The organism is Micromonospora sp. NPDC005172 (assembly GCF_040608555.1).
Taxonomy (GTDB): Bacteria; Actinomycetota; Actinomycetes; order Mycobacteriales; family Micromonosporaceae; genus Micromonospora.
This window is the reverse complement of record NZ_JBEXIL010000061.1, coordinates 1-22,743: the sequence shown is the minus strand read 5'-3', so window position 1 is coordinate 22,743 and position 22,743 is coordinate 1. Positions and strand designations below refer to the sequence as shown.

The 22,743-nt window shown below is 73.6% G+C and carries 21 protein-coding genes; 17 read left to right on the top strand and 4 right to left on the bottom strand.

What is annotated here, in order from left to right:
• The first annotated feature begins 8 nt into the window (after window positions 1-8).
• Both ABZV06_RS28400 and ABZV06_RS28395 read left to right on the top strand, forming a co-directional pair.
• Window positions 9-350, top strand: a complete 342-nt coding sequence (locus ABZV06_RS28400) for a hypothetical protein (RefSeq protein ID WP_355625278.1) — start codon at window positions 9-11, stop codon at window positions 348-350.
• Complete coding sequence (locus ABZV06_RS28395) at window positions 347-754, top strand: hypothetical protein (protein ID WP_355237321.1); 408 nt, start codon at window positions 347-349, stop codon at window positions 752-754. The genes ABZV06_RS28400 and ABZV06_RS28395 overlap by 4 nt, the downstream gene beginning before the upstream one ends.
• Before the next feature lie 98 nt (window positions 755-852).
• Here ABZV06_RS28395 and ABZV06_RS28390 read toward each other — a convergent pair whose 3' ends face one another.
• From ABZV06_RS28390 to ABZV06_RS28380, 3 genes are all read right to left on the bottom strand, one after another.
• The gene (locus tag ABZV06_RS28390) at window positions 853-1,677 is read right to left on the bottom strand and encodes an ABC transporter permease (protein ID WP_355625276.1); all 825 of its coding nucleotides are present in this window, start codon (window positions 1,675-1,677) and stop codon (window positions 853-855) included.
• Entirely contained in the window at window positions 1,674-2,609 is a 936-nt protein-coding gene (locus tag ABZV06_RS28385) for an ABC transporter ATP-binding protein (protein ID WP_355625274.1), read from the bottom strand. Before ABZV06_RS28385 ends, ABZV06_RS28390 begins: the two co-directional genes overlap by 4 nt.
• Window positions 2,610-2,739: 130 nt before the next feature.
• Entirely contained in the window at window positions 2,740-3,384 is a 645-nt protein-coding gene (locus ABZV06_RS28380; protein WP_355625272.1) for a hypothetical protein, read from the bottom strand.
• A 149-nt stretch (window positions 3,385-3,533) separates the two neighbouring features.
• Here ABZV06_RS28380 and ABZV06_RS28375 point away from each other — a divergent pair, with 149 nt between their 5' ends.
• The 9 genes from ABZV06_RS28375 (at window position 3,534) to ABZV06_RS28335 (ending at window position 12,880) form a co-directional block, all read left to right on the top strand.
• On the top strand, window positions 3,534-4,307 hold the full coding sequence (locus ABZV06_RS28375) for a GNAT family N-acyltransferase (RefSeq protein WP_355237333.1): 774 nt from the start codon (window positions 3,534-3,536) through the stop codon (window positions 4,305-4,307).
• On the top strand, window positions 4,304-5,236 hold the full coding sequence (locus ABZV06_RS28370; RefSeq protein WP_355625270.1) for a lysophospholipid acyltransferase family protein: 933 nt from the start codon (window positions 4,304-4,306) through the stop codon (window positions 5,234-5,236). Before ABZV06_RS28375 ends, ABZV06_RS28370 begins: the two co-directional genes overlap by 4 nt.
• Before the next feature lie 136 nt (window positions 5,237-5,372).
• Window positions 5,373-6,197 carry a DUF4097 family beta strand repeat-containing protein gene (locus tag ABZV06_RS28365; RefSeq protein ID WP_355625268.1) on the top strand — a complete coding sequence of 275 codons (825 nt, stop codon included), beginning with the start codon at window positions 5,373-5,375 and terminating at the stop codon, window positions 6,195-6,197.
• Entirely contained in the window at window positions 6,194-6,805 is a 612-nt protein-coding gene (locus ABZV06_RS28360) for a PadR family transcriptional regulator (protein ID WP_355625266.1), read from the top strand. Before ABZV06_RS28365 ends, ABZV06_RS28360 begins: the two co-directional genes overlap by 4 nt.
• A gap of 74 nt (window positions 6,806-6,879) precedes the next feature.
• The gene (locus ABZV06_RS28355; RefSeq protein WP_355052798.1) at window positions 6,880-7,581 is read left to right on the top strand and encodes a response regulator transcription factor; all 702 of its coding nucleotides are present in this window, start codon (window positions 6,880-6,882) and stop codon (window positions 7,579-7,581) included.
• A complete protein-coding gene (locus ABZV06_RS28350) occupies window positions 7,578-9,134 on the top strand; it encodes a HAMP domain-containing sensor histidine kinase (protein WP_355237345.1) in 1,557 nt (518 codons plus the stop codon). Before ABZV06_RS28355 ends, ABZV06_RS28350 begins: the two co-directional genes overlap by 4 nt.
• Window positions 9,135-9,196: 62 nt before the next feature.
• Window positions 9,197-10,846: a trypsin-like peptidase domain-containing protein gene (locus tag ABZV06_RS28345; RefSeq protein WP_355625265.1), complete on the top strand. Its 1,650-nt coding sequence runs from the start codon at window positions 9,197-9,199 to the stop codon at window positions 10,844-10,846.
• A 183-nt stretch (window positions 10,847-11,029) separates the two neighbouring features.
• Window positions 11,030-11,683, top strand: a complete 654-nt coding sequence (locus ABZV06_RS28340; RefSeq protein ID WP_355625290.1) for a BON domain-containing protein — start codon at window positions 11,030-11,032, stop codon at window positions 11,681-11,683.
• Window positions 11,684-11,824: 141 nt separating this feature from the next.
• A complete protein-coding gene (locus tag ABZV06_RS28335; RefSeq protein WP_355625288.1) occupies window positions 11,825-12,880 on the top strand; it encodes a glycosyltransferase family 4 protein in 1,056 nt (351 codons plus the stop codon).
• Between the two features lie 14 nt (window positions 12,881-12,894).
• Here ABZV06_RS28335 and ABZV06_RS28330 read toward each other — a convergent pair whose 3' ends face one another.
• Window positions 12,895-14,403: a protein kinase gene (locus ABZV06_RS28330; protein ID WP_355625263.1), complete on the bottom strand. Its 1,509-nt coding sequence runs from the start codon at window positions 14,401-14,403 to the stop codon at window positions 12,895-12,897.
• Between the two features lie 164 nt (window positions 14,404-14,567).
• Between ABZV06_RS28330 and ABZV06_RS28325 the strand changes: the two genes are divergently transcribed.
• From ABZV06_RS28325 to ABZV06_RS28300, 6 genes are all read left to right on the top strand, one after another.
• Window positions 14,568-15,401: a patatin-like phospholipase family protein gene (locus ABZV06_RS28325; RefSeq protein WP_355237353.1), complete on the top strand. Its 834-nt coding sequence runs from the start codon at window positions 14,568-14,570 to the stop codon at window positions 15,399-15,401.
• Complete coding sequence (locus tag ABZV06_RS28320; RefSeq protein WP_355237355.1) at window positions 15,401-16,417, top strand: 1-acyl-sn-glycerol-3-phosphate acyltransferase; 1,017 nt, start codon at window positions 15,401-15,403, stop codon at window positions 16,415-16,417. The genes ABZV06_RS28325 and ABZV06_RS28320 overlap by 1 nt, the downstream gene beginning before the upstream one ends.
• 9 nt (window positions 16,418-16,426) lie before the next feature.
• On the top strand, window positions 16,427-16,747 hold the full coding sequence (gene cutA / locus ABZV06_RS28315; RefSeq protein ID WP_355237358.1) for a divalent-cation tolerance protein CutA: 321 nt from the start codon (window positions 16,427-16,429) through the stop codon (window positions 16,745-16,747).
• 48 nt (window positions 16,748-16,795) lie between these two features.
• Entirely contained in the window at window positions 16,796-20,182 is a 3,387-nt protein-coding gene (locus tag ABZV06_RS28310; RefSeq protein WP_355625261.1) for a hypothetical protein, read from the top strand.
• 134 nt (window positions 20,183-20,316) lie between these two features.
• On the top strand, window positions 20,317-21,366 hold the full coding sequence (locus ABZV06_RS28305) for an acyl-CoA desaturase (protein WP_355625259.1): 1,050 nt from the start codon (window positions 20,317-20,319) through the stop codon (window positions 21,364-21,366).
• Window positions 21,367-21,520: 154 nt separating this feature from the next.
• Window positions 21,521-22,675, top strand: coding sequence for an FHA domain-containing protein (locus ABZV06_RS28300; protein WP_355625257.1), 1,155 nt, complete (start codon window positions 21,521-21,523; stop codon window positions 22,673-22,675).
• The last annotated feature ends 68 nt before the right edge of the window (window positions 22,676-22,743 follow it).

The following is a 22,743-nucleotide window of genomic DNA, read 5'->3' as shown; positions in this document are numbered from 1 at the left end:
TCGGGCGCATGGATCGACACGGGGCACGGGGGCGCTACGGCAGGAGCATGGCGGTGGCGGCCGGTTGGTACGTCACCGCCATCGCGGCCGTGGCGGTGGGCACCACAAGCGTTCCGAGCACGCCGCCGGACGACGACTGCTCGGCCTGGTTCAGTTGCCTGTCGCCGGGGGAGTCGCTGGCGTTCGTCGCGCTGGTGTGGGGCGCGCCGATATTCGTCGGGCTGCTGTTCGTGACGGCCCTGGTGGCTGCGCTGGCCGTCCGGCTCGTCCCGTCGGCAGTGGTCGCCGGAACGCTGTCCGCAGGGGTCAGTTTCACGCTCTGCGTCGCCGTCCTCGCGGGGCTGGCATGAAGCGCCTCGGCTTCGGAGGGCTCTTCTTCGCCTGGCTCTACGGAGTGCCGTTCCTGCTGCTGGTGGGCGTGCTCCGGCGCGTCTCCCAGCCGTACACGCCGACCCACGACGAGGCGCAGGCGTTCGGCGCGACCACCGACGCCCTGCTGACGATCGGGCTCCTGCTCAACGGGGCCCTGCCGGTGATGGGCCTGCTGCTGGCCGTACTGGCCGGGGACGCGGTGTGGCGTCGGCACTTCGCCTGGGCGTTCGGTGGGGTGGCGCTGATCTACGTGGCCGTCGCGCTGGTCGGCAGCATGGCCACCGGCGGGCTGACCGGGCACGTCCCCGCCGACCGGGAGCCGGCCCCGCAGATCACCCAGTGCATACCCGTCAGCGGCGGCCGGGGCTGCCCTGGCGGGTGACGGGTGGGAAGACTCCGGGGTGACGGGCGTGGTGCGGCCGCCTCCTGAGACCGTCCCGGGGTGACGGCCGTGCCGCCGCCACCCCGGAACGTCGTCGGTCAGGAGATGTCGCGCCGACGGATCAGCAGGGAGCCGGCCACGCCGGTGACCACCGCGTACCCGATCAGCACCGCCGCGCCGGCCCAGCGCGGTGGGTTGCCGGGGATCTCCGCGCCGGTGACCATCAGCGACGAGGCGAGCGACGGCACCAGCAGTTGCAGGTTGTTGATCCAGTCACCCCAGCGCTCCGCCAGGATGGCGATGACGAAGATGGCGCCGATCGAGCCGCCCAGGTAGAGCAGGATGCCGGTGACTGTCGCGCCGATCTGGCTGCGGATCAGCACGCCGATGCCGACGCCGAACACCGCCCAGAGCAGGTACGCGAGCAGATTCAACCCGATGGCCCGCCACGCCGCGTCGTTGCCCAGTTGGGAGTCCATGCCGACGGCGCTCAGCACCGCCGAGCCGGCAATCAGGTTGAACACGGTGGTGACCAGCCAGAAGAGCAGCGCCAGCACACCCGCCGCCACCAGCTTCGCGATCATCACCGCGGTGCGGTGCGGGTTGGTGAGGAACGTGGTGGTGACCGTCTGGTGGAAGAACTCGCTGGTCACCACGATGATGCCGAGCAGCATGATGATCAGCAGGCCGAAGAACTGCCCGGTGGTGAACAGGTTCGACGAGAGCGCGTCCGGACTGGCCGCGGCATCGAACTGCGCGGCCTGCTCGGCCGACAGGTCCTGGATGTTGTTGCTGGTGAGGGCGTCGGCCTGCAACCAGTTGATGAGCAGCGTGAGTGCCCACAGCGGCAGGCTGATCAGCGCGAAGATCCACCAGGTGTTGGTGGTACGGATCTTGAGCAGCTCGGATCGGACCAGGTTCATCGGATGCCCGCCTTTCCGGCCGTCAGCTCCAGGAAGACCCGTTCCAGATCGGGTCGTTCGGTGGTCAGTTCGTGCAGTTCCACGCCGGCGGTCAGGGCGGCCCGGCCGATCGTCGGGGCGTCCACCCCGGAGACCAGCAGGACACCGTGCTCGTCGGTGGTGACCGTGGCCGACTGCGCCTTCAGCGCGGTGGTCAGCGCCTCGGCCTGCGGGGTACGGACCCGGACCTGGGCGCCCTGCGCCATCGACCCGAGGACCTGCTCGACCGGCCCCTGCCGGACGAGCTGCCCGGCCGCGATGATCACCACGTCGTCGGCGAGCAACTGCATCTCGGACAGCAGGTGGCTGGAGACCAGCACCGTGCGGCCCTCGTGGGCGAGGTTCTTGAGGAACCCACGCATCCACCGGATGCCCTCCGGGTCCAGCCCGTTCGCCGGCTCGTCGAGGATCAGCACCCGTGGGTCGCCGAGCATCGCCGCGGCGATACCGAGCCGCTGCTTCATACCCAGCGAGTAGCCCTTGAACTTGCGCTTCGCGGCCGGGGTCAGCCCGACCAGCTCCAGCACCTCGTCGGCCCGCGTCCGAGGCAGACCGGCCGCCGCGCAGATCACCCGCAGGTGGTTGATGCCGGTGCGGCCCTTGTGCGCGCTGGAGGCCTCCAGGATCGCGCCGACGTGCCGCAGCGGGTCGGACAGGTCGGCGTAGCGGTGACCGCTGATGGTGGCCGTGCCGCCCGTGGGCGTGACCAGGTTCAGCAGCATGCGCAGCGTGGTGGTCTTGCCGGCGCCGTTCGGGCCGAGGAAGCCGGTCACCCGCCCCGGTGCCACGGTGAAGGACAGGTTGTTCACCGCCCGCACGTTCTTGTACTGCTTTGTCAGACCGGACACCACGATCTGACCGTCGCTGGTGGGGCTTCGCTGCCCGTCAGTCATCGTTCTCCTCCCGTGTGGCGTCGAGGTACGCCGTGGCACAGCGTGACGGTACCGAGCAACAAGGTCAATCAGCCCGAGTACCTACGGCGTGGTCCTCCTTGCGAACGACGCCCGGGACGACGCCGGGGCCTCAGCGGGCGATCCAGGTGGCCCGCGCCGCGCCGAGCAGCGCGCCGCCCGGCCCGTACAGGCTGGTGTGCACCAACGCCTTGCGGCCGTCGACGCCGATCAGCGCGCCGGTCACCACGCACTCGTCGCCGGGCGCCGGCCGGGCCGTGACCACGGCGGCGATCCGACCGAGCAGGTACGGGCGGTCCGACGCGAGCACCGTCCAGCCGCCGGGGCAGTCCAGCGCGGCCCACACGGTGGCGTCGCCGACCTCCTCGGGTACGCGGAACGGCGCGGCGGTCCGGCCGTCCTGCAGCCGCCCGGGGAAGATCCGCAGCCCGTCGTCACGGCGCGGACCACAGACGAAACATCCGGGGTACGGGTGCGCGGCGAACCCGGGGTAGCGGGTGGCCGCCTCCGCCGCCGTCTCCGCGTCGACCGGCGGTACGACCGCGTCCACGACGTCCGTCGGGCGCACCTCGGCCACCAGTTCGCCGGACGGGTCCCGCACCTCGCCGTCGACCAGGGTCAGCGTGGTCTCCAACGGCGGTGGCCGACGGAGTGTCACCTCGACCGGCCCGGGTCCTGCCGCGGCGGCGAATAGCCCGGCGCTCCAGCCGCCGTTACCGGAGCCGGTGGGCCCGTTGTAGCGGGACTCGATGCGCATCGGTGACCTCCGTGGGGCTGGGACGGCATCGTCGCCGGCCGTCCCGCAGCCTCGCACGGACACACCTCGCAGGCATCCGCCGGCCGGCGTTCATCCGTCCGACACCAGCGGTGTCCACCGATGGCACCCGGGGCCCTTACACAGATCCCATGGCCGTTCTGCATGTCGCTGGCACGCCACTGACGACCAGCGGATACACCCTGCTGATCGCCGACGACCCCACCCAGGTCGCGGCCGCGCAACGCCTGCGCCACGAGGTGTTCGCCACCGAGTTGGGCGCCACGCTCGCCCCCGGCGGAGCCGGGCTGGACGTGGACCCCTTCGACGCCCACTGCGACCACCTCATCGTCCGGGAGGACAGCACCGGGCAGGTGGTCGGCACGTACCGGCTGCTGCCGCCGGGGCGCACCGACCGGCGGTACGCCGAGAGCGAGTTCGACCTCGCCGCGCTGGACCCGCTCCGTGACGACCTCGTCGAGACGGGTCGCTCCTGCGTGCACCCCGACCACCGATCCGGCGCGGTGATCAACCTGATGTGGGCGGGCCTCACCCGCTATCTGCACCTACGCGGCTCCCGGTGGCTCGGTGGCTGCGCCTCGGTGCCGGTCGACGACGGTGGTCGTACGGTCGCCGGGGTCTGGGCACAGGTTCAGGCGCGACACCTGTCGCCGCCGCCGTTGCGGGTCCGCCCGCTGCGCCCGTGGTTCGCCGAGCCGGCCGCCGCTCTGGCCGTCGACGGCGAGCCGGCCGCTCGCGTGGCGGTGCCGCCGCTGCTGCGCGGTTACCTGCGACTCGGCGCGTGGATCTGCGGCGAGCCGTCGTACGACCCCGACTTCGGGTGCGCGGACTTCTACGTGCTCTTCTCGCTGGACCGGATGAACCCGCGCTACCTGCGGCACTTCCTGGGCGGGGACGAGCGGTGAGCGTCGTGGCGCACGACCTGTGGCGGCCCTCGTCGGGCTGCGACGACGACTGCCTGCCGACGGCCGGCGAGGTGCCGACGGTGCCGGTGGCCCGTCGGGTGCTCCGGCTGGTCGCGGCGGTAGTCATGCTGGTGGCCGGGGTGGGCGTGGCGTTGCTGCTGCCCGTACTGCCGGCGCCCGAGCGGCAGGCCCTGCTGCGTGGTTGGGCCCGTGGCACGGTGCGCGCCTTCGGCGTCCGGCTGGTGATCAAGGGGCGGCTGCCCCGGCGGCGTGCGCTACTGGTCGCCAACCACGTGTCGTGGTTGGACATCCTCGCCGTCCTGGCGGTCGCGCCGACCCGGATGGTGGCGAAGCGGGAGATCCGATCGTGGCCGGTGGTCGGGCTGCTGGCCGCCGCCGCGGGCACGGTCTTCGTGGACCGGTCGCGCCCGCGCGCACTGCCGGCCACCGTGCGCCGGCTCGCCGACGCGCTGCGCGCCGGCCGCTCGGTCGCGGTCTTTCCCGAGGGTACGACCTGGTGTGCCGGGGACGGCGCGGCCGAGTGTCGTCCCGGGGGCGGCTTCCGTCCGGCCATGTTCCAGGCGGCCATCGACGCGGGCGCTCCGGTGGTGCCGCTGCGGCTCGGGTACCGGTGCGCGGACACCGGGGTGGGTACCACTGTCGCCGCCTTCCTGGGTGCGGACACCCTGCTGCGCTCGGTGGCGCGGGTGGTCGCGACCCGGCAACTGGTGGTCTCGGTGACGATCGCCGCCGCGCTGCACCCGGGGCAGGACGCCGAGCGGCGGTTGCTGGCCCGGGCCGCCGAATCGGCCGTACACCTGGTGGCGACCGCCCCGGCGCGGACCCGGCTGCGGCCGGTCGCCACCCTGCCTCCGGCCGTCCCAGCGCCGACGCCCAACCCCGGTCAGGAGTTGGACCTGGCCGCCTGAACCGACCTCGCCCAACTGTGCGGATCTTGGCGGGCGCGGTGGCTCAAGCTTGCGACAGTCTTGTCGTATCGCGATGTATCGCGTTACTGTCTTCTCGGGAGGCGCGCCACGGCGTGCCGTCGAGAGGAGCACACCCATGGCCGGATGGACGGTCGAGACGCCGCAGCGGCTCACCCTGGACGGTCCGGTCACCCGGCTGGACGTCCGCCTCGTCAGCGGACGGCTCAACGTGGTCGCCGCCGACGGCCCGGCCCGGATCGACATCACCGAGGTCGGCCGTCGTCCTGTCCTGATCGACCACTCCGACGGCCGCCTCAGCATCCGCCAGGAGCGTGACTGGGGCTGGCCGAACTTCCTGCGCGGGCTCCGGGCGATCCACCGCTTCCCCCGGGTGGACGTCTCGGTGGCCGTACCCGCCGACGTCCTCGCCGACCTGGGCCTGGGCGCCGGCTCGGTGGTCGTCTCCGGGCTGCGCCGGCAGACCACCGTCGACCTCGCCGCCGGTCAGATCACGCTGATGGGGCTGCGCGGCACCACCTCCGCGAAGATCACCTCGGGGCCGGTCGAGGCGCTCGGGGTGCGCGGCGACCTCACCCTGGAGACCGTCTCCGGGGAGGTGATCCTCGCCGACAGTGCCGCCGAGCGGGTACGCGCGCAGACCGTCTCCGGTGCCATCACCTGCGACCTGGACAACCCCCGTCGCAGCGACATCCGGCTCGCCACGATCTCCGGCAGCATCACCGTCCGGGTCCGTGAGGACAGCGACCTCTCGGTCCGGCTGAACACCGCCGCAGGCCGGATCACCAGCGGGTTCCCGCAGGTGCGTAGCTCGACGTACCCGCTGCCGAGCAGCGAGGGGGTGCTCGGCAGCGGTGACGGTAAGCTCTGGGCCTCCGCCACCTCGGGCAGCATCGCGCTGCTCGCCCGAGCGGTCGACGACGATTCCGAGGAGCTGCCGTGACCGCCGTGTTCAGCCACGGACGGCTCCGGCTCTACCTGCTCAAGCTCCTCGACGACGGTCCCAAGCACGGCTACGAGCTGATCCGCCTCCTGGAGGACCGGTTCCTCGGCCTCTACGCGCCCAGCGCCGGCACCATCTATCCCCGGCTGCAACGGTTGGAGGCCGAGGGGCTGGTCACCCACACCGCCGCCGGTGGGCGCAAGACGTACGGCATCACCGACGCCGGCCTCGACGAGCTGCGCCAGCGGGCCGGCGAGCTGGCCGCGTTGGAGGCGGACATCGCGGCCTCGGTGGCGGACCTCTCCACCCTGGCCGGCGAGATCCGCAGCGAGGTGCGTGGCTCGACGCGTGACCTCAAGCGGGAGTTGAGCGAGGCCACCCGCCAGACCCGACGGGCGCGCTGGGTGCCGCCCGCGTCGTCGTACCGGCCTCCGCCGGCCGACGCGCCGCGCGCCGCCCTGCTCGACGAGTTGGACCAGCGGCTGGCCGCGTTCACCGCCGAGGTGGGCCGTCTGGCGCGGGCGCGACAGTTCAGCGACACTCAACTGCGTACCGCGATCCGACTGCTCGACGGCGCCTTGGACGGGCTGCGCCGGCTCCTGCGCTGACCGGTCCGCGACTCACAGGATTTTTCCAGGTAGCGTCCAGCGCCGGTGCAGTGAGTTCACCGATGATTGGGCCCATGCCCGCTACCCAGACCGAGGCGCGACTTCTCGTCGTCGAGGACGACCCGAACATCCTCGAACTGCTCTCCGCGAGCCTGCGCTTCGCGGGCTTCGACGTGGCCACCGCGACCAGCGGCAGCGCGGCCCTGAACGCCGCCAAGGACCACCGGCCCGACCTTGTCGTGCTCGACGTGATGCTGCCGGACCTGGACGGCTTCGAGGTCATCCGGATGCTGCGCGAGGGCGGTACGCGTACCCCGGTGGTCTTCCTGACCGCGCGGGACGCCACGGACGACAAGATCCGCGGGCTCACCCTGGGTGGCGACGACTACGTCACGAAGCCGTTCAGCCTGGAGGAGCTGACCGCCCGGATCCGGGCCGTGCTGCGCCGCACCACCACCGGCGAGCAGGCACCGTCCCGGCTCACCTTCGCCGACCTGGAGTTGGACGAGGAGACCCACGAGGTGCACCGCGCCGGGCAGCGGGTGCAGCTCTCGCCGACCGAGTTCAAGCTGCTGCGCTACCTGATGCTCAACGCCAACCGGGTGCTGTCCAAGGCGCAGATCCTCGACCATGTCTGGAACTACGACTTCCGGGGCGACGACAACATCGTCGAGTCCTACATCTCCTACCTGCGGCGCAAGGTCGACACCGGTCAGCCCCGGCTGATCCACACCCTTCGCGGCGTGGGGTACGTGCTGCGCAAGCCGGCGGCGTGAACCCGGTCCAGCAGGCGAAGGGACGGCTGCGGGGCGTACCGCTGCGGGTGAAGCTTGTCGCCTCGGTGCTCGCGCTGGTCTCCGCGGCGTTGCTGGTGATCAGCTCGCTGACCGCCTACTTCCTGCACAACTACCTGGTCGACCAGGTGGACGGGCAGATCCGGTCGGCCACCCAGGGTCTTGGTCAGTACCTCCCGGGTCTGCGCAGCGGCGAGGTAAACGTGACGCTCCCGAGCGACTACGTCGTCTCGCTGGCCGACGAGAGCAGGGTGTCCCGGCCGTACTACGACAAGGTGAATCGCTCCCCCGAACAGTTGCCCAGCTTCCCCACCACCCGCGCGGGCTTCGAGGACCTGGAGGGGCAGCCGAAGACGGTCCTGTCCCAGGACGGGCGGACCCGGTGGCGGGTCTACTACGCCGCCCAGCCGGACGGCTCGGTGCTGGCCGTGGGCCAGCCGCTGACCGAGGTCGACCGCGCGGTCAAGCAGCTCGTCTGGATCGACCTGCTGGTCGGCGGCGCGGTACTGATCATGCTGGCGTCGGTCGGCGCGGCAATCGTGCGGACCAGCCTCAAGCCCCTGGTGGAGATCGAGCGGACCGCCGCCGCCATCGCCGGTGGTGACCTGACCCGCCGGGTGCCCGACCCCGAGGAGGGGCACGAGCAACCCACCTCGGAGCTGGGCCGGCTCTCCCGCGCGCTGAACGCGATGCTCACCCAGATCGAGGCGGCGTTCACCGCCCGGGCGGCCTCGGAGACGGCGGCCCGCTCGGCGGAGAGCACCGCCCGCGACGCGGCCGCCGCGGCCCAGGCGTCCGAGGCGCGGGCCCGACGCTCCGAGGAGCGGATGCGGCAGTTCGTGGCGGACGCCTCGCACGAGCTGCGGACTCCGCTGACCACCATCCGTGGCTTCGCCGAGCTGTACCGCCAGGGCGCGGCCCGCGCGCCGGAGCAGACCTCCGGGCTGCTGCGCCGGATCGAGGACGAGGCCGCCCGGATGGGTCTGCTGGTCGAGGATCTGCTGCTGCTCGCCCGGCTGGACCGGGAACGGCCGCTCTCGCTGGCCCCGGTGGAGCTGCCGGTGCTCGCCTCCGACGCCGTGCAGGCGGCCCGCGCGATCGCCCCGGACCGGCGGATCGAGCTGGAGATCGAGCCCGGTTCCGGCCCCCTCGTCGTCTACGCCGACGACGCGCGGCTGCGGCAGATCATCGGCAACCTGGTGACCAACGCGTTGACCCACACACCGCCGGAAGCCGACGTCAGCGTGCGCCTACGAGCCGAGACGGGCAACCTCGCGGTCGTCGAGGTGGCGGACACCGGCCCGGGACTGTCCCCGGAACAGTCGGAGCGGGTCTTCGAGCGGTTCTACCGGGCCGACGCGGCCCGGACCCGACGGGCGGACGGCAACACCGGCACCGGCCTCGGCCTGGCCATCGTGGCGGCTCTGGTGACCGCCCACCACGGTTCGGTCGAGGTGGTCGAGACGCCGGGGGGCGGGGCCACCTTCCGGGTCCGGCTGCCGCAGGTGCCCAGAGGCGACGACCTGGGCGAGTGACTTTCAGCCAACTTCCAGGACGGTTCCAGGTTGATTGCAGTGCGGAGGGAGAAGGTAGTCCCATGACCGAGTTCGAGTCCGACCCGCAGCGCCGGCCGGCCCCCACCGACGCCGAGCCGTCGCACCCCACCGCCGAGTTGCCGCGCGACGAGCGCGCGCAGTCCGACTCTCCGACGACCCCCGTTCCGGCCGACGCCGACGCGCCGACCGCCGCCACCCCGACCGCCGCCACCCCGGCCGTGGCCGACGCTCCGACGGCCGCGAACCCGGCCGTGACCGACGCGCCGACCGCGCCCGTCCAGCACGTCGGGCAGCCCACCGGGTACGAGCCGCCGACCGCGGCCCAGCCCGCCGGATACCAGCCGGCGACTGGCCAGCCCACCGGGTACGAGCCGCCGACCGCCGGCACGTCCGCGCCGCCGTACCCGGTCTCCGGCCACCCGACGCCCGGCCAGCACGGCTACCCGCAGCCCACCGACGGTCGCTACCCGGGTGCCCCCTGGTACGCGGGCCAGCAGTCCGGCTGGGCCGGCGGGGGCCAGCCGGGCATGGTCTACCCGCAGCACGCGCCCCAACATGGACAGCACCCCCAGCACCCGGGACAGCCCGTGCCACCCTGGGGTCCGCAGGCCACGCCGCCCGGCTCCGGGCCACGGCCGGGCCGGATCGCCAAGTTCGCCGGCGCCGGTGTCGCGGTGTTCGCCCTGATGCTCGGCTCCGGCGTGGCCGGTGGTGCGCTCGCGCTCGCCCTCGACGGCGACGGCGGTGGTGTCACCCGCACCTACACGGCGGCACCGGTGCTCAACAGCGCGGACCTGCCGAAGATCGCCGCCGCCGTCCAGGACAGCGTCGTCTCCATCGCCACCGACAGCGGTGAGGGCTCCGGCGTGGTGCTCACCGCCGACGGCTACGTGCTCACCAACAACCATGTGGTCGCCTCCGCGAGCGGGGACACCGTGCAGGTGGTCTTCGCCGACGGCCGGAAGGTCCAGGCGAAGATCGTCGGCACCGACCCGAAGACCGACCTGGCCGTGGTCAAGGCCGACGGGCTGAACGACCTCAAGCCGGCGAAGTTCGGCGACAGCGACGCCATGCAGGTCGGCGACCAGGTCCTCGCCCTGGGCAGCCCGCTGGGCCTCCAGGGCTCGGTGACCGCCGGCATCCTGAGCGCCCGGGACCGCACCATCCGGGCCGGCGAGGGCCAGCAGCAGGACCCGGGGCAGCAGGGCCAGGCCGTCAGCTCGATCTCCGGCCTGTTGCAGACCGACGCGCCGATCAACCCGGGCAACTCCGGTGGTGCCCTGGTCAACACCCGGGGCGAGGTGATCGGCGTCAACACCGCCATCGCCACCTCCGGGCAGAGCACCGGCAACATCGGCGTCGGCTTCGCCATCCCCAGCAACAAGGCCAAGGACGTGGCGGGCAAGCTCCAGCGCGGCGAGAAGGTCAGCCACCCGTCGCTCGGAGTCGGCGTCAACCAGGCCGAGGGCGGCGGCGCACTGGTCGCCTCGGTCACCGCGGGCAGCGCCGCCGACAAGGCCGGCCTCCAGCAGGGTGACGTGGTCACCCGCTTCGGTGACAAGGCGATCAACGACTCCGACGACCTGGTCGGCGCGGTGCAGGCCGGCAAGGTCGGCGACCGGGTCGAGGTGCACTTCAAGCGCAACGGTGCCGAGAAGACGGTGACCGTGACGCTCGCCGAGACGTCCTGACCGACACCACCACCTGCCTCCCTCCGGCGGCGGGTGGCGGAGCCAAGGGGGTTGGCTCCGTCACCCGCCGCTTCTTTCCCCGGAACGGCGGTTCACCCGAGCAGGGTGAACCGCCGTCACCCGTACGCCCGGCAGGCTCGGCGGGCGAGCTGGCGAGCGTGAGGGGTGGGGCTGATGAGCACCATGGATGTCGAGGACGACCAGGTCCAGCGGGACGTCCTGGCCGAGCTGGCCTGGGACCCGCAGGTGCCGCCGAACGAGATCGGAGTGACCGTCGACCAGGGGGTGGTCACCCTCACCGGTCACGTCGACGGGGCCGCCCGCGGGTGGGCGGCGATCCGCTGCGCCCAACGGGTCCGGGGCGTACGCGTGGTGGCCGACGAGATCGAGGTACGGCTGCCGGGGACCCCGGGGCGTACCGACGGTGATATCGCCCTCGCCGCGTCCCGCGCCCTCGACTGGGACAGTTTCGTACCCGCCGAGCATCTGGACGTCAGCGTGGCCAACGGCTGGGTGATGCTGCGCGGGGAAGTCGAGTTCGGGTGGCAGCGCCGCGCCGCCGAGGGGGAGTTGCGCCGACTGGACGGCGTACGGGGGATCACGAACCTCGTCGAGGTGCGACCGTCGTCGTCGCCGGACGAGCGGGTGCGCCAGGACGTCCAGCGCGCGCTGGCGCGGACACTCGGCGCCGAACGGGTGGCGGTGGAGGTGGACGGCGACACGCTGGTCCTCGCCGGGGTGGTCCGCTCGTGGTGGGAACGGGACCAGGTGGAGCGGGTGGCGTGGTCGACGCCGGGTGTGCGGGTCGTGCACGACCAACTCCTGGTCGGCGGGTAAGCGTCCGCCTTGTCCGGTTTACCGGGGGCGGCGTGGGGAATCCGCCGCGAACCATGCCGACCGGGGGACCAACGGGGAGGACTCGTGGCCGTGAACCACCCGCCCGCCGACCGCCCGCCGGAGCGGTCGTTGCGCATCGCGATGGTGGTCCCGCCATGGCTGTCCGTGCCGCCGCCCGGCTACGGCGGTCTGGAGCAGGTGGTGGCCGGCCTGGTGGACGCGTTGACCGCGCACGGTCACGCGGTGACGCTGTTCGGTGCCGGTGCGCAGCACGGCACCGCCGCCAGCGGCTTCGTCTCCACCGTGGCGGAGGTGCAGTACGAGCGGCTCGGCGAGTCGTTGCCGGAGCTGGCGCACCTGGCCCGGGTGAACCGCCTGATCACGCCGGCCGACTTCGACGTGATCCACGACCACACCACGATCGGCCCGCTGGTGGCCGGCCGCCGGTCGGTACCGACGGTGGCGACCGTGCACGGCAACCCGGTCGGGGAGTACGGCGACGTGCTCGGTGACGCCGACGAGGGCGTCGCCCTGGTGGCCATCTCGCACGCCCAACGTGGGCTCAACACGGGTCTGCCCTGGGCCGGCACCGTGCACAACGCGCTGGACCTGCGCGGCTTACCGCGTAAGACCGAGCCCGGCCCGGGGCCGGTGCTGTGGCTGGCCCGGTTCAGCCCCGACAAGGGCCCGGACGTCGCCATCCGTGCCTGCCGGGAGGCCGGCCTGCCGCTGCTGCTGGCCGGTAAGTGCAACGAGCCGGCCGAGCGGCGCTACTACGAGCAGGTCGTCGCGCCGCTGGTCGACGAGGACGTGACCGTCGTCTTCAACGCCGACCGTGCCGAGACCCTGCGAATGCTTGTCGACGCCCGCTGCCTGATCATGCCGATCCAGTGGGACGAGCCGTTCGGCATGGTGATGCTGGAGGCGATGGCGACCGGTACGCCGGTGGTCGCGCTGGACCGGGGCGCGGTCCCGGAACTGGTGCGGCCCGGTCGCACGGGGTTGGTGTGCCGAGGGGCCGAGGAACTGCCCGCCGCTTTGCGGGCTGCGCGGGAGCTGGACCCGCGGGACTGCGTGGCGCACGTCGCCGAGAACTTCTCGGTCGAGCGGATGGCGTACGGCTACGAGGAGATCTACCAGCGCTTCGCCCTCGGTCGGCCCGACGTCCGGCGAACGGCTTCGGTCGCGGTGCGCTGATCGCCGCGCCCCGGTCAGACCCGTGCCGCGCCCAACTCGGCGATGGCGGCGTCGAGCCGCTGCGCGTACGCCGGGCTGATCGCACCCTCGCCGAGCCGGACGGCGACCTTCTCGCGCAGCCGGGCCACCGACGGCGCCAGCTCGTCCCGGCCGGACCCGACGGCGACGAGCAGGTTGCGCAGCGACTGGTGCAGGTCGAGGCCGACGTCGCTGCGGATCTCGCCGTCGCGCAGCCCGGCGTCGACGAGCCCGTCGACGCGGTTGGCGGCCTCGGCGAGGGTGCCCGGCTCGGCAGTGGACGCGACGGTGGGCGGTGCCGACGTCGGTGCCGGGGCCGGCTGTAACGGGTCGCCGGCTGGCGGATCGGTCGACGGGTCGCTGGGCGCGGGCGTCGTCGGACCGGCCGTGGGCTCGGCCCGACGATCCGGTTTCTGGTCGGGCAGCAGGGTGGTGCCGGCGAGCGCAACGGCGACGGCCAGGACCACGGCGATCCCCAGCAGCGCCGGCCGTCGGAGTGACCGGGGGGCGCCGTCAGCGGGCAGTGCCGGCGTGCGGGTCGTGCCGTCGGCGCGGAGCGTCGTCACGACGCCCGCGTGCGCGGCCGGGGCGTCGCTCGCCGGCAGGCCCGGCGGCGACGGCGTCGGCAGGGTCGGGGCCGGAACTCCGATCGTGGCGGTCGGCGGGTCGGGCGTCAGCAGATGGCCGCGCAGCACGGTGGCGATCTGCCGAGCGGTCGGCCGGTCCGCCGGGTCGCGGGCGAGGCTGCGCAGGCAGATCCGGGCGACCGCCGTCGGCAGCTCCGGCACGCCGGCCAGCGTCGGCGCGGGGCCGTCGGCGAGCGCGGCGCTGAGCTGCTCCCAGGTGTCCGCCGGGTACGGCACCCGCCCGGTCAACGCCTCGTGCAGAAGGACGCCGAGCGAGTAGACGTCGGTGGCCGGTTGGGCGGGAGCGCCGTCGAGGCGTTCCGGGGCGACGTACGCCGGGGTGCCGAACGTGCCGCCGTCCTCGTCCTCGTCGGGCGCGCCGATCCGGGTCGCGATGCCGAAGTCGAGGACCTTCACCCCCATCGCCGTCATCATGACGTTGGACGGGGTGATGTCGCGGTGCACGATGCCCAGCCGGTGCGCGGCGGCCAGCGCGTCGGCGACCTGGGCGCCCACCTCGACCGCCTCGGGCCACGGCAACGGCCCCTCGGTGAGCCGCAGCTCCAGCTCCTCGCCGCTGAGCAACTCCATCACCACGAACGAGGTGATGGAGCCGTCCGGGTCGACCGTCTCGCCGTAGTCGTGCACCGAGGTCACGTGCGGGTGCACCAACTGGGCGGCGGCGCGCGCCTCCTCCCGCACCATGTCGCGGAACCGTGCGTCGGCGGCCAACGAGGCGGCGAGCACCTTGAGCGCCACGAAACGGTCGAGCACCTCGTCCCGTGCGCGCCAGATGACCGACATGCCGCCGGCACCGATCTGGTCGATGAGTCGGTACCTGCGGGCCAGCAAGCGGCCCGGATGCAGCGCTGCCTTCACGGATCGCACCTGCCCTCGGGGTGGGAGCGGTATCAGGTTGCGCGAATGTGTCGTGCCTGTCAACGCCGACGGGACGGCAAGTCGACGGACGGTGGCTGGGGTGCGCCGACCGTCCGGCGGCGGCGGCTCGCGGGTCGGCGGCGGGCGCGTGCCAGGATGAGGACATGGCTCCGGGACCGGTGGCGTTCGTACTCGGCGGCGGCGGGGTGCTCGGCGCTGTGGAGGTCGGGATGCTGCGGGCACTGTTCCGCGCCGGCATCCAGCCCGACATGGTGATCGGCACCTCGATCGGCGCGGTCAACGGTGCGCTGGTCGCCGCCGACCCGTCCGAGGCGGTGACCGACCGGCTGGTCCGGCTCTGGGCGTCGCCCGAGGCCAGCGAGGTGTACGGCGACTCCGTCGCCCGACAACTGCGCCGCTTCGCCGCCCGTACCCACCTGCATTCGCCCCGACCGCTGCGCCGGCTCCTCGAGTCGGAGTTGGGGCTGGACACCACCTTCGCCGACCTGCGCGTGCCGTTCCGCTGCTGCGCCGCCCACATCGAACGCGCCGCCGAACACTGGTTCACCAGCGGGCCGGTGGTGCCGGCGGTGCTGGCGTCGGCATCGGTGCCAGGTCTGCTCCCGCCCACCGAGATCGACGGCGCGCACTACATCGACGGTGGCATCGTCAACTCCATCCCGATCGGCGAGGCGGTGGCCGCGGGCGCCAGCCAGATCTTCGTCCTCCAGGTGGGCCGGATCGAACGGGAGCTGACGCCGCCCCGACGGCCCTGGGAGATCGCGCAGGTGGCGTTCGAGATCTCCCGCCGGCACCGGTTCTTCCGGGAGATGGCCGCGCTACCCGAGGGGGTGGAGGTGCACGTCCTGCCGACCGGAGGGCTGGATCCCCGCGACGACACGCCCTGGGCGTACCGGGACATGGCCGCGGTGGGACGTCGGATCAGCCGGGCGTACACCGCTTCCCGCCGCTACCTCGCCACCCACGTGGACCGCTGATGCCGCTGCCTCCCCGGTGGTTGCGGCGGTTGCTGATCGCTCCCGGCGTGGTGCTGCTCGCGATCGTCGTCGTGACCACGCTGCCGGTCTGGGCGCTGCTCGCCGCCGCTGCCTCACCGCTGGTCCCGGGCCGGCTCCGCCCCCTGCGGCTGCTCTGGATCGGCTGCGTCTACCTGGTCTGGGACGCGGCCGCGCTGCTCGCGCTCTTCGTCCTCTGGCTGGCCTCCGGGTTCGGCTGGCGCAGCCGGTCCCCGGGGTTCCAGCGCGCGCACTACGTGCTGGCCGGCTGGTTCCTGCGGGTCTTGTTCTGGCAGGCCCGCTGGTCGCTGCGGCTGAACATCGACGTGGTCGGGACCGACCCGGACACCGCGCTGCCTGGTCGGCCCGAACTGGTGCTGTGCCGACATGCCGGGCCGGGCGACTCGTTCATCCTGATCCACGGGCTGGTCAACTGGTTCCACCGGGAGCCACGGATCGTGCTCAAGGACAGCCTGCAGTGGGACCCGGCGATCGACGTGCTGCTCAACAGGTTGCCCAACCGGTTCATCGCGCCCACCGCGGAGCGTGGCGAGGAGACCGTACGTCAGGTCGGGCACCTGGCCACCGGCCTGGACGACAACGACGCCTTCGTGATCTTCCCGGAGGGCGGCAACTTCACCCCGCGACGGCGACTGCGGGCCATCGCCCGGCTGCGCTCGCTCGGCCTCGAACGCATGGCGCGTCGTGCCGAACGGATGCGTCACGTGCTCGCCCCGCAGCCCGGTGGCGTGCTCGCCGCGCTGGACGCCGCACCGGACGCCGGGGTCATCTTCGTCGCCCACACCGGACTGGACCGGATGCTCACGGTCGCCGACGTGTGGCGGGAACTGCCCATGGACAAGCGGATCGTGATGCGCTTCTGGTCGGTGCCGCCCGAGGAGGTGCCGACCGAACGGCAGCAGCGCATCGACTGGCTCTTCGACTGGTGGGCGCAGATCGACACATGGATCGCAGCCAACCGGGAGGTTGCCGCGTAGGGTGCGCTCGTGGAGCAGATCTGCGTGGTGACGACGGTGGTGGATGCGCGTTCGGTCGCGGACGTGCTGGCGGCGGCGGCCGTCGCCGGGCGGCTCGCCGCCTGTGCCCAGGTCGGCGGTCAGGTGGACAGCACCTACTGGTGGCGTTCCGGGGTGGAGACAAGCACCGAGTGGTCCGTGCAGTTCAAGACCGCACCGGACCGGCTGGCTGCTCTGGTGGACCAGATCCGGGCCAGCCACCCGTACGAGGTCCCGGAGATCCTGGTGTCCAGGGTGGAGAGCGGCAACCCCGGGTACGCGGCCTGGGTACACGACCACACCCGACCCTAGGTACGCGCACTCTGGGCTGTCCCCCTCCGGCTTCTCGATGATGACCGGGTGGACGACACGCGCTATCCCTGCCCCGCCTGCGGCGCCTCGGCCGATCTGAGCGCCGGTTGTGCCGGCTGCGGCCGCCCGCCGGACCCGATCGCGGCCGAGGTCGTCCAACTCGGTCGGGAGGTGGCTCGGCTCGAGCCGGAGGTGGAGCGGGCCCGCCGGACGTACACCGAGTTGGCGGGGTTGCTGACGGCGACCTCGCGGCGGCGCGCCGAGCTGGCGGCGGTGGTTCGCGCGCAGAGGGCGGCGGAGGTGTCGACCGTACCGGCGGCACCGCTCGCTGCGTCGACGCCCGTCGGTGGCGTGGTGGGGACGCCGTCGCCCGGCGCGGCGGAGACCTCGACGCGGACCGTCCAGGGGCTGCTGTTCGTCCTGGGTGGACTCCTGCTCGGTACGGCGGCGGTGGTCTTCACGGCGGTCGCCTGGGCGGCTGTGGGGGTCGGCGGCCGGGCGTTGATCCTGGCGGCGGTCACGACGCTCGTCCTGGCCGGCCCGCTGGTGGCGGTTCGGCGGGGCCTGCGGGGCACGGCGGAGACGTTCGCCGCGGTGGGGCTGCTGCTGGTGTTGCTGGACGGGTACGCCGCCTGGTCGGTGGACCTGGCCGGGGTGGCCGACTGGCCGGGCACCCGTTACGCCGCGCTGGTCGGGGGGGCCAGCGCGGCGGTCGCCGTCGCGTACGGGCGGCTCAGCGGCTTGGCGGGGCCCTGGTTCGCCGCCCTCGTGGTGGGCCAGCCGGTGCTGCCGCTGCTCGCGGTGCAGGCCGAGCCCGGCGCGGCGGGCTGGGCGCTGGCGCTGCTCGGGGTTGCCCTGCTCGACCTGGTGGTGCTGGTCGCACTGCGCGGCGGGGTGGCTGGCGTCCGGCTGGCCGGTCGGGTGCTCGCCGGAGTGGGCCATGTCGGCGCGCTGGCCGGGGCCGCCGCGTGTGCGCTGGTGCCGTTGCTGGTGGGGCGGGCTGCGGGATCGCCACTGCTGGCGGGGGCGCCGCTGCTGCTGGTCGCGGTGACGGGGGTCGGCGCGGCCTGGCTGGTTGGCGGTGCGACGCTGCGGGCGGTGGCCGGCGGGCTGCTGGTTCCGGTGCTCGCCGCCGCGCTGCTGCGTCCGGTGGGTGAACTGCGTCCGTCGCTGCTGTTGCTCGCGGCGTCGACGGTGGCACTCGCCCTGGCCGGTGCGGTGCGACTGCTGCCCACCGGTTGGCGTACCGGTCCGCGTGCCGGCGCGCTGCTGGTCGCCGCCGCTACGGCGCAGATCACCGTGGTGATCGCCGGTGCGCTGGCGGTGGCCGCTGCCACCCGGTCGCTGCCGCCCTGGCACGGGGCCCGGCTGGGGCCGGACCTGAGCTGGGGCTGGCAGTTGGCGCCGGCCGTGGCGCTGGCGCTGGCCGGGACCGTGGCGCTGCTGCCCCGGCGCGGGTGGGCGGTGCTCGCGTCGGCCGGTGCGGTGGCCGTGCTGCTCGCCGTCCCGGCCGGGTGGACGGCGTCGTGGACGACGGTGGTGGCCGTGGACCTGGTGGGTGGGTCGGTGCTGCTGCTCGCCGTGCTGGCCCGCCCGGCGACCCGAGCGGCGATCCTGCTCTGCTGGGCGTCCGGCGGCGCGGTCCTGCTCGGGCACGCGCTGCTGGTGGCGCTGGCCGATCCGGCAGGCGTGGTGGTGGTGTTGGGTGTCGGCACCGCGCTCGGGGTGGCGGTGGCGTTGCGGCGGGGGTCCGGGGCGTACCGCCGGGTGGCGGGTGTGGGTGTGCTGGTCGCCCAGCTCGCGCTGCCCGGCATCGCTGCGGTGGCGGTGTTCGCGGCCGGCGCGCCGCCGTGGTGGCAGGCCCGCGCGGCCCTGGCCGCCGCCGGGCTTCCGCTGGTCGCGGCGCTCGCGGTGCGTCGCCACCGGACCGACCTCCTGGGGTACGCGGTGACGGGCGCGGTGGTCGCGGTGCTCGCGGCCGGGATCGCGCCACTGCTGGCGGTGGGAGACGAACCCGTGACGCTGTACGCCGCGCTGGCGGCGTTGGGCGTCGCGCTCGTCACCCACGGGGGCGGACTGTCGGCGGTCGGCCCGTCGAGGGTGCTGGCGGCGTCGGGTGTCGTGCTGGCGGGGGTCGCGGCGCTGGCCGCGGTGCCCGCGGTGTGGGGGGCGCTGTTCGCTCCGTACCGCGTCCCGGGGTCGGTCTGGTCCGGCGTGCCGACCGTCGTCGCCGATCGGGGGCTGTTCCCGGCCGGGCTGGCCCTCGTCACGCTGACGGTGGCCGCGCTGCTGGCCGGTCGGCCGCTACGCCAACCGCTGCTGGTCGCCGTGCCGTTCGCCGCCGCCGCGCTCCCGGTACTGCTCGTCGCGGTGGGCGCGCCCTGGCCGGTGCTGCCGGCCGCCACCCTGCTCGCCGGAGTGTCCGCGCTGCTGCTCGCCGCCCTGCTGACGCCCCGCCTGGCACTCGCGTCGATCGTCGCGCCGGCGGGGGCGGTGCTGACCGTGGCCGGGGTGACGGGGCTCCTGGCCACCCGGTCCGGGACGCTCGCCGCCGAGGGCACGCTCCTGGTGGCGGCCGTGGTCGTTGCCGTCGGGGCACGGGTCGGCGAGGTGCGCCTCGTCGGAAGCGTCGCGGCGGTGGGGGCCGCGTGCGCGTTGGCGGTGACGGCGCCGCTCGCCGCCGGGCAGCCGGTGCAGGCGGCGGCGTACCCGCTGCTGGGGGTGGCCGCGCTGGTCCTCGCCGTCGCCGCCGCCGCGAGCGGCCGACGGGTGGCGGTCGGGCGCGTGTTGGACGCTGCCGCGCAGGCGGTGGCGCTGGTGGCGGCGGTGCTGGCCGTCGAGGTGGCCCGGCATCTCGCGACCGTCTGCGTGCTCTGGGGAGCGGCCGTGGCGCTGCGGCTGCTGCGACGGGGCGAGTCGGCCGGTCGACGGTGGGGGTTCGCCGCCGTCGCCGCGGGCAGCGAGTTGCTCGGAGCGTGGGTGCTGCTCGCCGCCGGCGGGGTGACCGTGCTGGAGGCGTACACCCTGCCGGCCGCCGCGCTCGCCGTCGGCGCGGGCCTGCTGGCGCTGCGGACCCGGCCGGGGCTGACCAGCTGGCCGGCGCTCGGTCCAGGGCTCGTCGCCGCGCTGCTGCCGAGCCTGGTGTCGGTGCTGGCCGGGTCGGACCCGCAGCCGTGGCGGCGGCTGCTACTCGGGGCGGCGGCCCTGGGCACCGTGTTGGCCGGGGCCCGCCGTCGCTGGCAGGCGCCGGTGCTGGTCGCCGGTGGCGTGCTGGCGGTCCTGGCACTGCACGAGCTGGTGCGTGGCTGGGACCTGCTGCCCCGGTGGATCTACCTGGGCGTCGGCGGGTTGGCGTTGATCGGGTTGGCGGCCAGCTACGAGCGGCGGCGGCGTGACCTGGCCCGACTGCGCGCGGTGGTGGCCCGGCTGGGCTGAGCCGAGGTCGGGGGGTAGTGCTCGCCCTACCCCCCGTCCGGGGGTTCTCAGGGTTACTCAGCCCAACTTCCTTGGGCATGGTTGACGGTGAGCCCGGACCATCCGGTCCGATCCACATCAAGGGGGACGCAGCGATGGCGCTCGGAGCGGTGGCGGAACCGCCGGTACGGCGGGGTAGTGACTACGCACAGCTGTCCCGACGGATCAGTCAGGCCGGTCTGCTGGAGCGGCGGCCCGCCTCGTACGTGGCCCGGATCGTGCTCACCCTCGGCGCGTTCGTGGCCGGCTGGGTTGCCGTGGTCCTCGTCGGCGACTCCTGGTGGCAGGTGGCGCTCGCCGTCGTGCTGGCGGTCGCCACCACCCAGGTCGCGTTCCTGGGCCACGACGCGGGACACCGCCAGATGTTCCGTCGACGCCTCCCCAGCGAGCTCGTCGGGTTGGTCGCCGGTAACGCGGCGGTGGGGCTCAGCTACGGCTGGTGGGTCGACAAGCACAACCGGCACCACGCCAACCCGAACCACGAGGACGAGGACCCGGACGTCGGCGCGGGCGCGCTCGTGTGGACGTACGAGCAGGCGCTGGGCACCCGAGGGTTCGGTCGGTGGCTGGCGCGACGGCAGGCGTACCTGTTCTTTCCGATGCTGCTGTTGGAGGGTCTGAACCTGCACGCGGCGAGCATCCGGGCGATCGTCGGCCGGGGGCCGGACGGCCGGTACGCCACCCCGATGCGGCACCGCGCGGTCGAGGCGGCACTGCTCGTCGCACACACCGTCGGCTACGTGGCGCTGCTGCTGGCGGTCATGTGGCCGGGCAAGGCGCTGCTCTTCGCCGCCGTGCACCAGGCGCTGTGGGGCCTCTACATGGGCTGCGCGTTCGCGCCGAACCACAAGGGCATGCCGATGCCGACCGCCGAGGACGAGTTGGACTTCCTGCGCAAGCAGGTGTTGACCTCGCGCAACGTGCGAGGCAGTCGCCTGGTGGACACCGCGCTGGGTGGGCTCAACTACCAGATCGAGCATCACCTGTTCCCGAACATGCCTCGGGCCAACCTGCGCCGGGCGCAGCCGATCGTGCGCGCCTACTGCGCGGAGCAGGGCATCTCGTACGCCGAGACCGGGCTGGTCGAGTCGTACCGGCAGGCGCTCGGCCACCTGCACGAGGTGGGCCGGCCGCTGCGCGGCTGACGGTGGCGCGTCCGACTCGTCGACTGCGCCACCGGTAGGGTCTGGTCATGGCAGACCTGCTCACCGCGGACGCGGTGCGGAAAGAGCTGGGCGGGGTAACCCACCGGGACATCGAGCTGGCCAGGCGGATTGACGACATCGTCCGGAGTGCGGCATGAGATTCGAGATCAGCAAGGTGCTGGACGCCATCGAGGGGCGGGTCTGCACGGACCCGTCGTTGGCCCGCGCGGTGCTCGACCTGGCCGAGATCATCCGTTACCAGGACATCGACGGCGGTCGGCCGGCGAGCCTGCTGCGCCTCGGCATGGTCATCGACGCGCTCTCCCGCGAGATGGAGGAGGACAGCGTCCAGGTGTACGCGGTGGTGCACCGTGCGCTGCTCTCCGACGCCGACCTGACGTCCAACGAGCGGATGGTGGTGCGCCGCTGGGCGGACGACGGGCTGGTCGAGGTGCTCGACAATCCGGGTGACCGGATGCTGGAGGTGGCCGACCTGCTGGGCGTGCCGGTGCTCACCCGGGTCCGCTTCGACGGGCTGCGTGGACGGTTCCCGTGGCTGGTCGAGCAGCCCGGCCGGGTGGTCGCCCCCGTGCCGGGCGCGGGTGGTCCGGTGTTCATCGCGCACGTCGGCGGCGGGCACGCCCCGGTCGCCGGCAAGCGCTCGCCGACCGGCGCGAAGCTGCTGGCCCGCCAGTGGCGGTGCCCGGAGTCGGGGTGCGCGCTGTTCGGCGGCGGTGGTGGGGGTGGCGCGTTCGCCGACCTCGCCGGAGGCGCGGACCGCAGCCCGGCCGCGCAGCCGCCGCCCTCGCTGCGCAACGGCGTACCGACCTGCCCCCGGCACGGCGCGCGGCTCGGTGACGCCGGCCCGCGTCCGCGTACGGAGGTGCTCGCGGTACGCGTCGGCGGTCTGGTCCGGCGGCGGTTCGTGCTCCGCGAGGAGCAGCCGGTGGTGGCCGGCCGGGCACCCGAGCAGGAGGGCGGGATCATGCTCGGGCAGTGGCTCAACGACGAGGCCAGGCGGTGGATCAGCCGGGGTCACGTGCACTTCGAGCTGCGGGTCGGTGAGGTCATCGTGACCGACATCAGCACCAACGGCTCGGGCATCCGCCCGGGCGGTTCGATGACCGAGTCGGACCGCATTCCGCTGGCCCCGCAGCAGTCCCGGGTGCTTGGCGAGAACGACATGATCGAGCTGTACCCAGGCGTGCAGATCGGCCGCGCCGAGGAGTTGCCGACCGGCGCCCCGTTCACCCCCACCTCGGTGATGGCCGAGGCCCCCACAATGGCGATGCGCCTACCCCGTCCGTGACGCGAGTGGCGGGGGGGGGGGGGGGGGGGCGCCCCCCCCACCAGGCGGGTCTCGGCTCCCCGCCCGCC

Coding starts and splice junctions, on each gene's coding strand:
- ABZV06_RS28400 (WP_355625278.1), top strand. CDS start 9: ATGGATCGACACGGGGCACGGGGGCGCTACGGCAGGAGCATGGCGGTG.
- ABZV06_RS28395 (WP_355237321.1), top strand. CDS start 347: ATGAAGCGCCTCGGCTTCGGAGGGCTCTTCTTCGCCTGGCTCTACGGA.
- ABZV06_RS28390 (WP_355625276.1), bottom strand. CDS start 1,677: ATGAACCTGGTCCGATCCGAGCTGCTCAAGATCCGTACCACCAACACC.
- ABZV06_RS28385 (WP_355625274.1), bottom strand. CDS start 2,609: ATGACTGACGGGCAGCGAAGCCCCACCAGCGACGGTCAGATCGTGGTG.
- ABZV06_RS28380 (WP_355625272.1), bottom strand. CDS start 3,384: ATGCGCATCGAGTCCCGCTACAACGGGCCCACCGGCTCCGGTAACGGC.
- ABZV06_RS28375 (WP_355237333.1), top strand. CDS start 3,534: ATGGCCGTTCTGCATGTCGCTGGCACGCCACTGACGACCAGCGGATAC.
- ABZV06_RS28365 (WP_355625268.1), top strand. CDS start 5,373: ATGGCCGGATGGACGGTCGAGACGCCGCAGCGGCTCACCCTGGACGGT.
- ABZV06_RS28355 (WP_355052798.1), top strand. CDS start 6,880: ATGCCCGCTACCCAGACCGAGGCGCGACTTCTCGTCGTCGAGGACGAC.
- ABZV06_RS28345 (WP_355625265.1), top strand. CDS start 9,197: ATGACCGAGTTCGAGTCCGACCCGCAGCGCCGGCCGGCCCCCACCGAC.
- ABZV06_RS28340 (WP_355625290.1), top strand. CDS start 11,030: ATGGATGTCGAGGACGACCAGGTCCAGCGGGACGTCCTGGCCGAGCTG.
- ABZV06_RS28335 (WP_355625288.1), top strand. CDS start 11,825: ATGGTGGTCCCGCCATGGCTGTCCGTGCCGCCGCCCGGCTACGGCGGT.
- ABZV06_RS28325 (WP_355237353.1), top strand. CDS start 14,568: ATGGCTCCGGGACCGGTGGCGTTCGTACTCGGCGGCGGCGGGGTGCTC.
- ABZV06_RS28320 (WP_355237355.1), top strand. CDS start 15,401: ATGCCGCTGCCTCCCCGGTGGTTGCGGCGGTTGCTGATCGCTCCCGGC.
- ABZV06_RS28305 (WP_355625259.1), top strand. CDS start 20,317: ATGGCGCTCGGAGCGGTGGCGGAACCGCCGGTACGGCGGGGTAGTGAC.
- ABZV06_RS28300 (WP_355625257.1), top strand. CDS start 21,521: ATGAGATTCGAGATCAGCAAGGTGCTGGACGCCATCGAGGGGCGGGTC.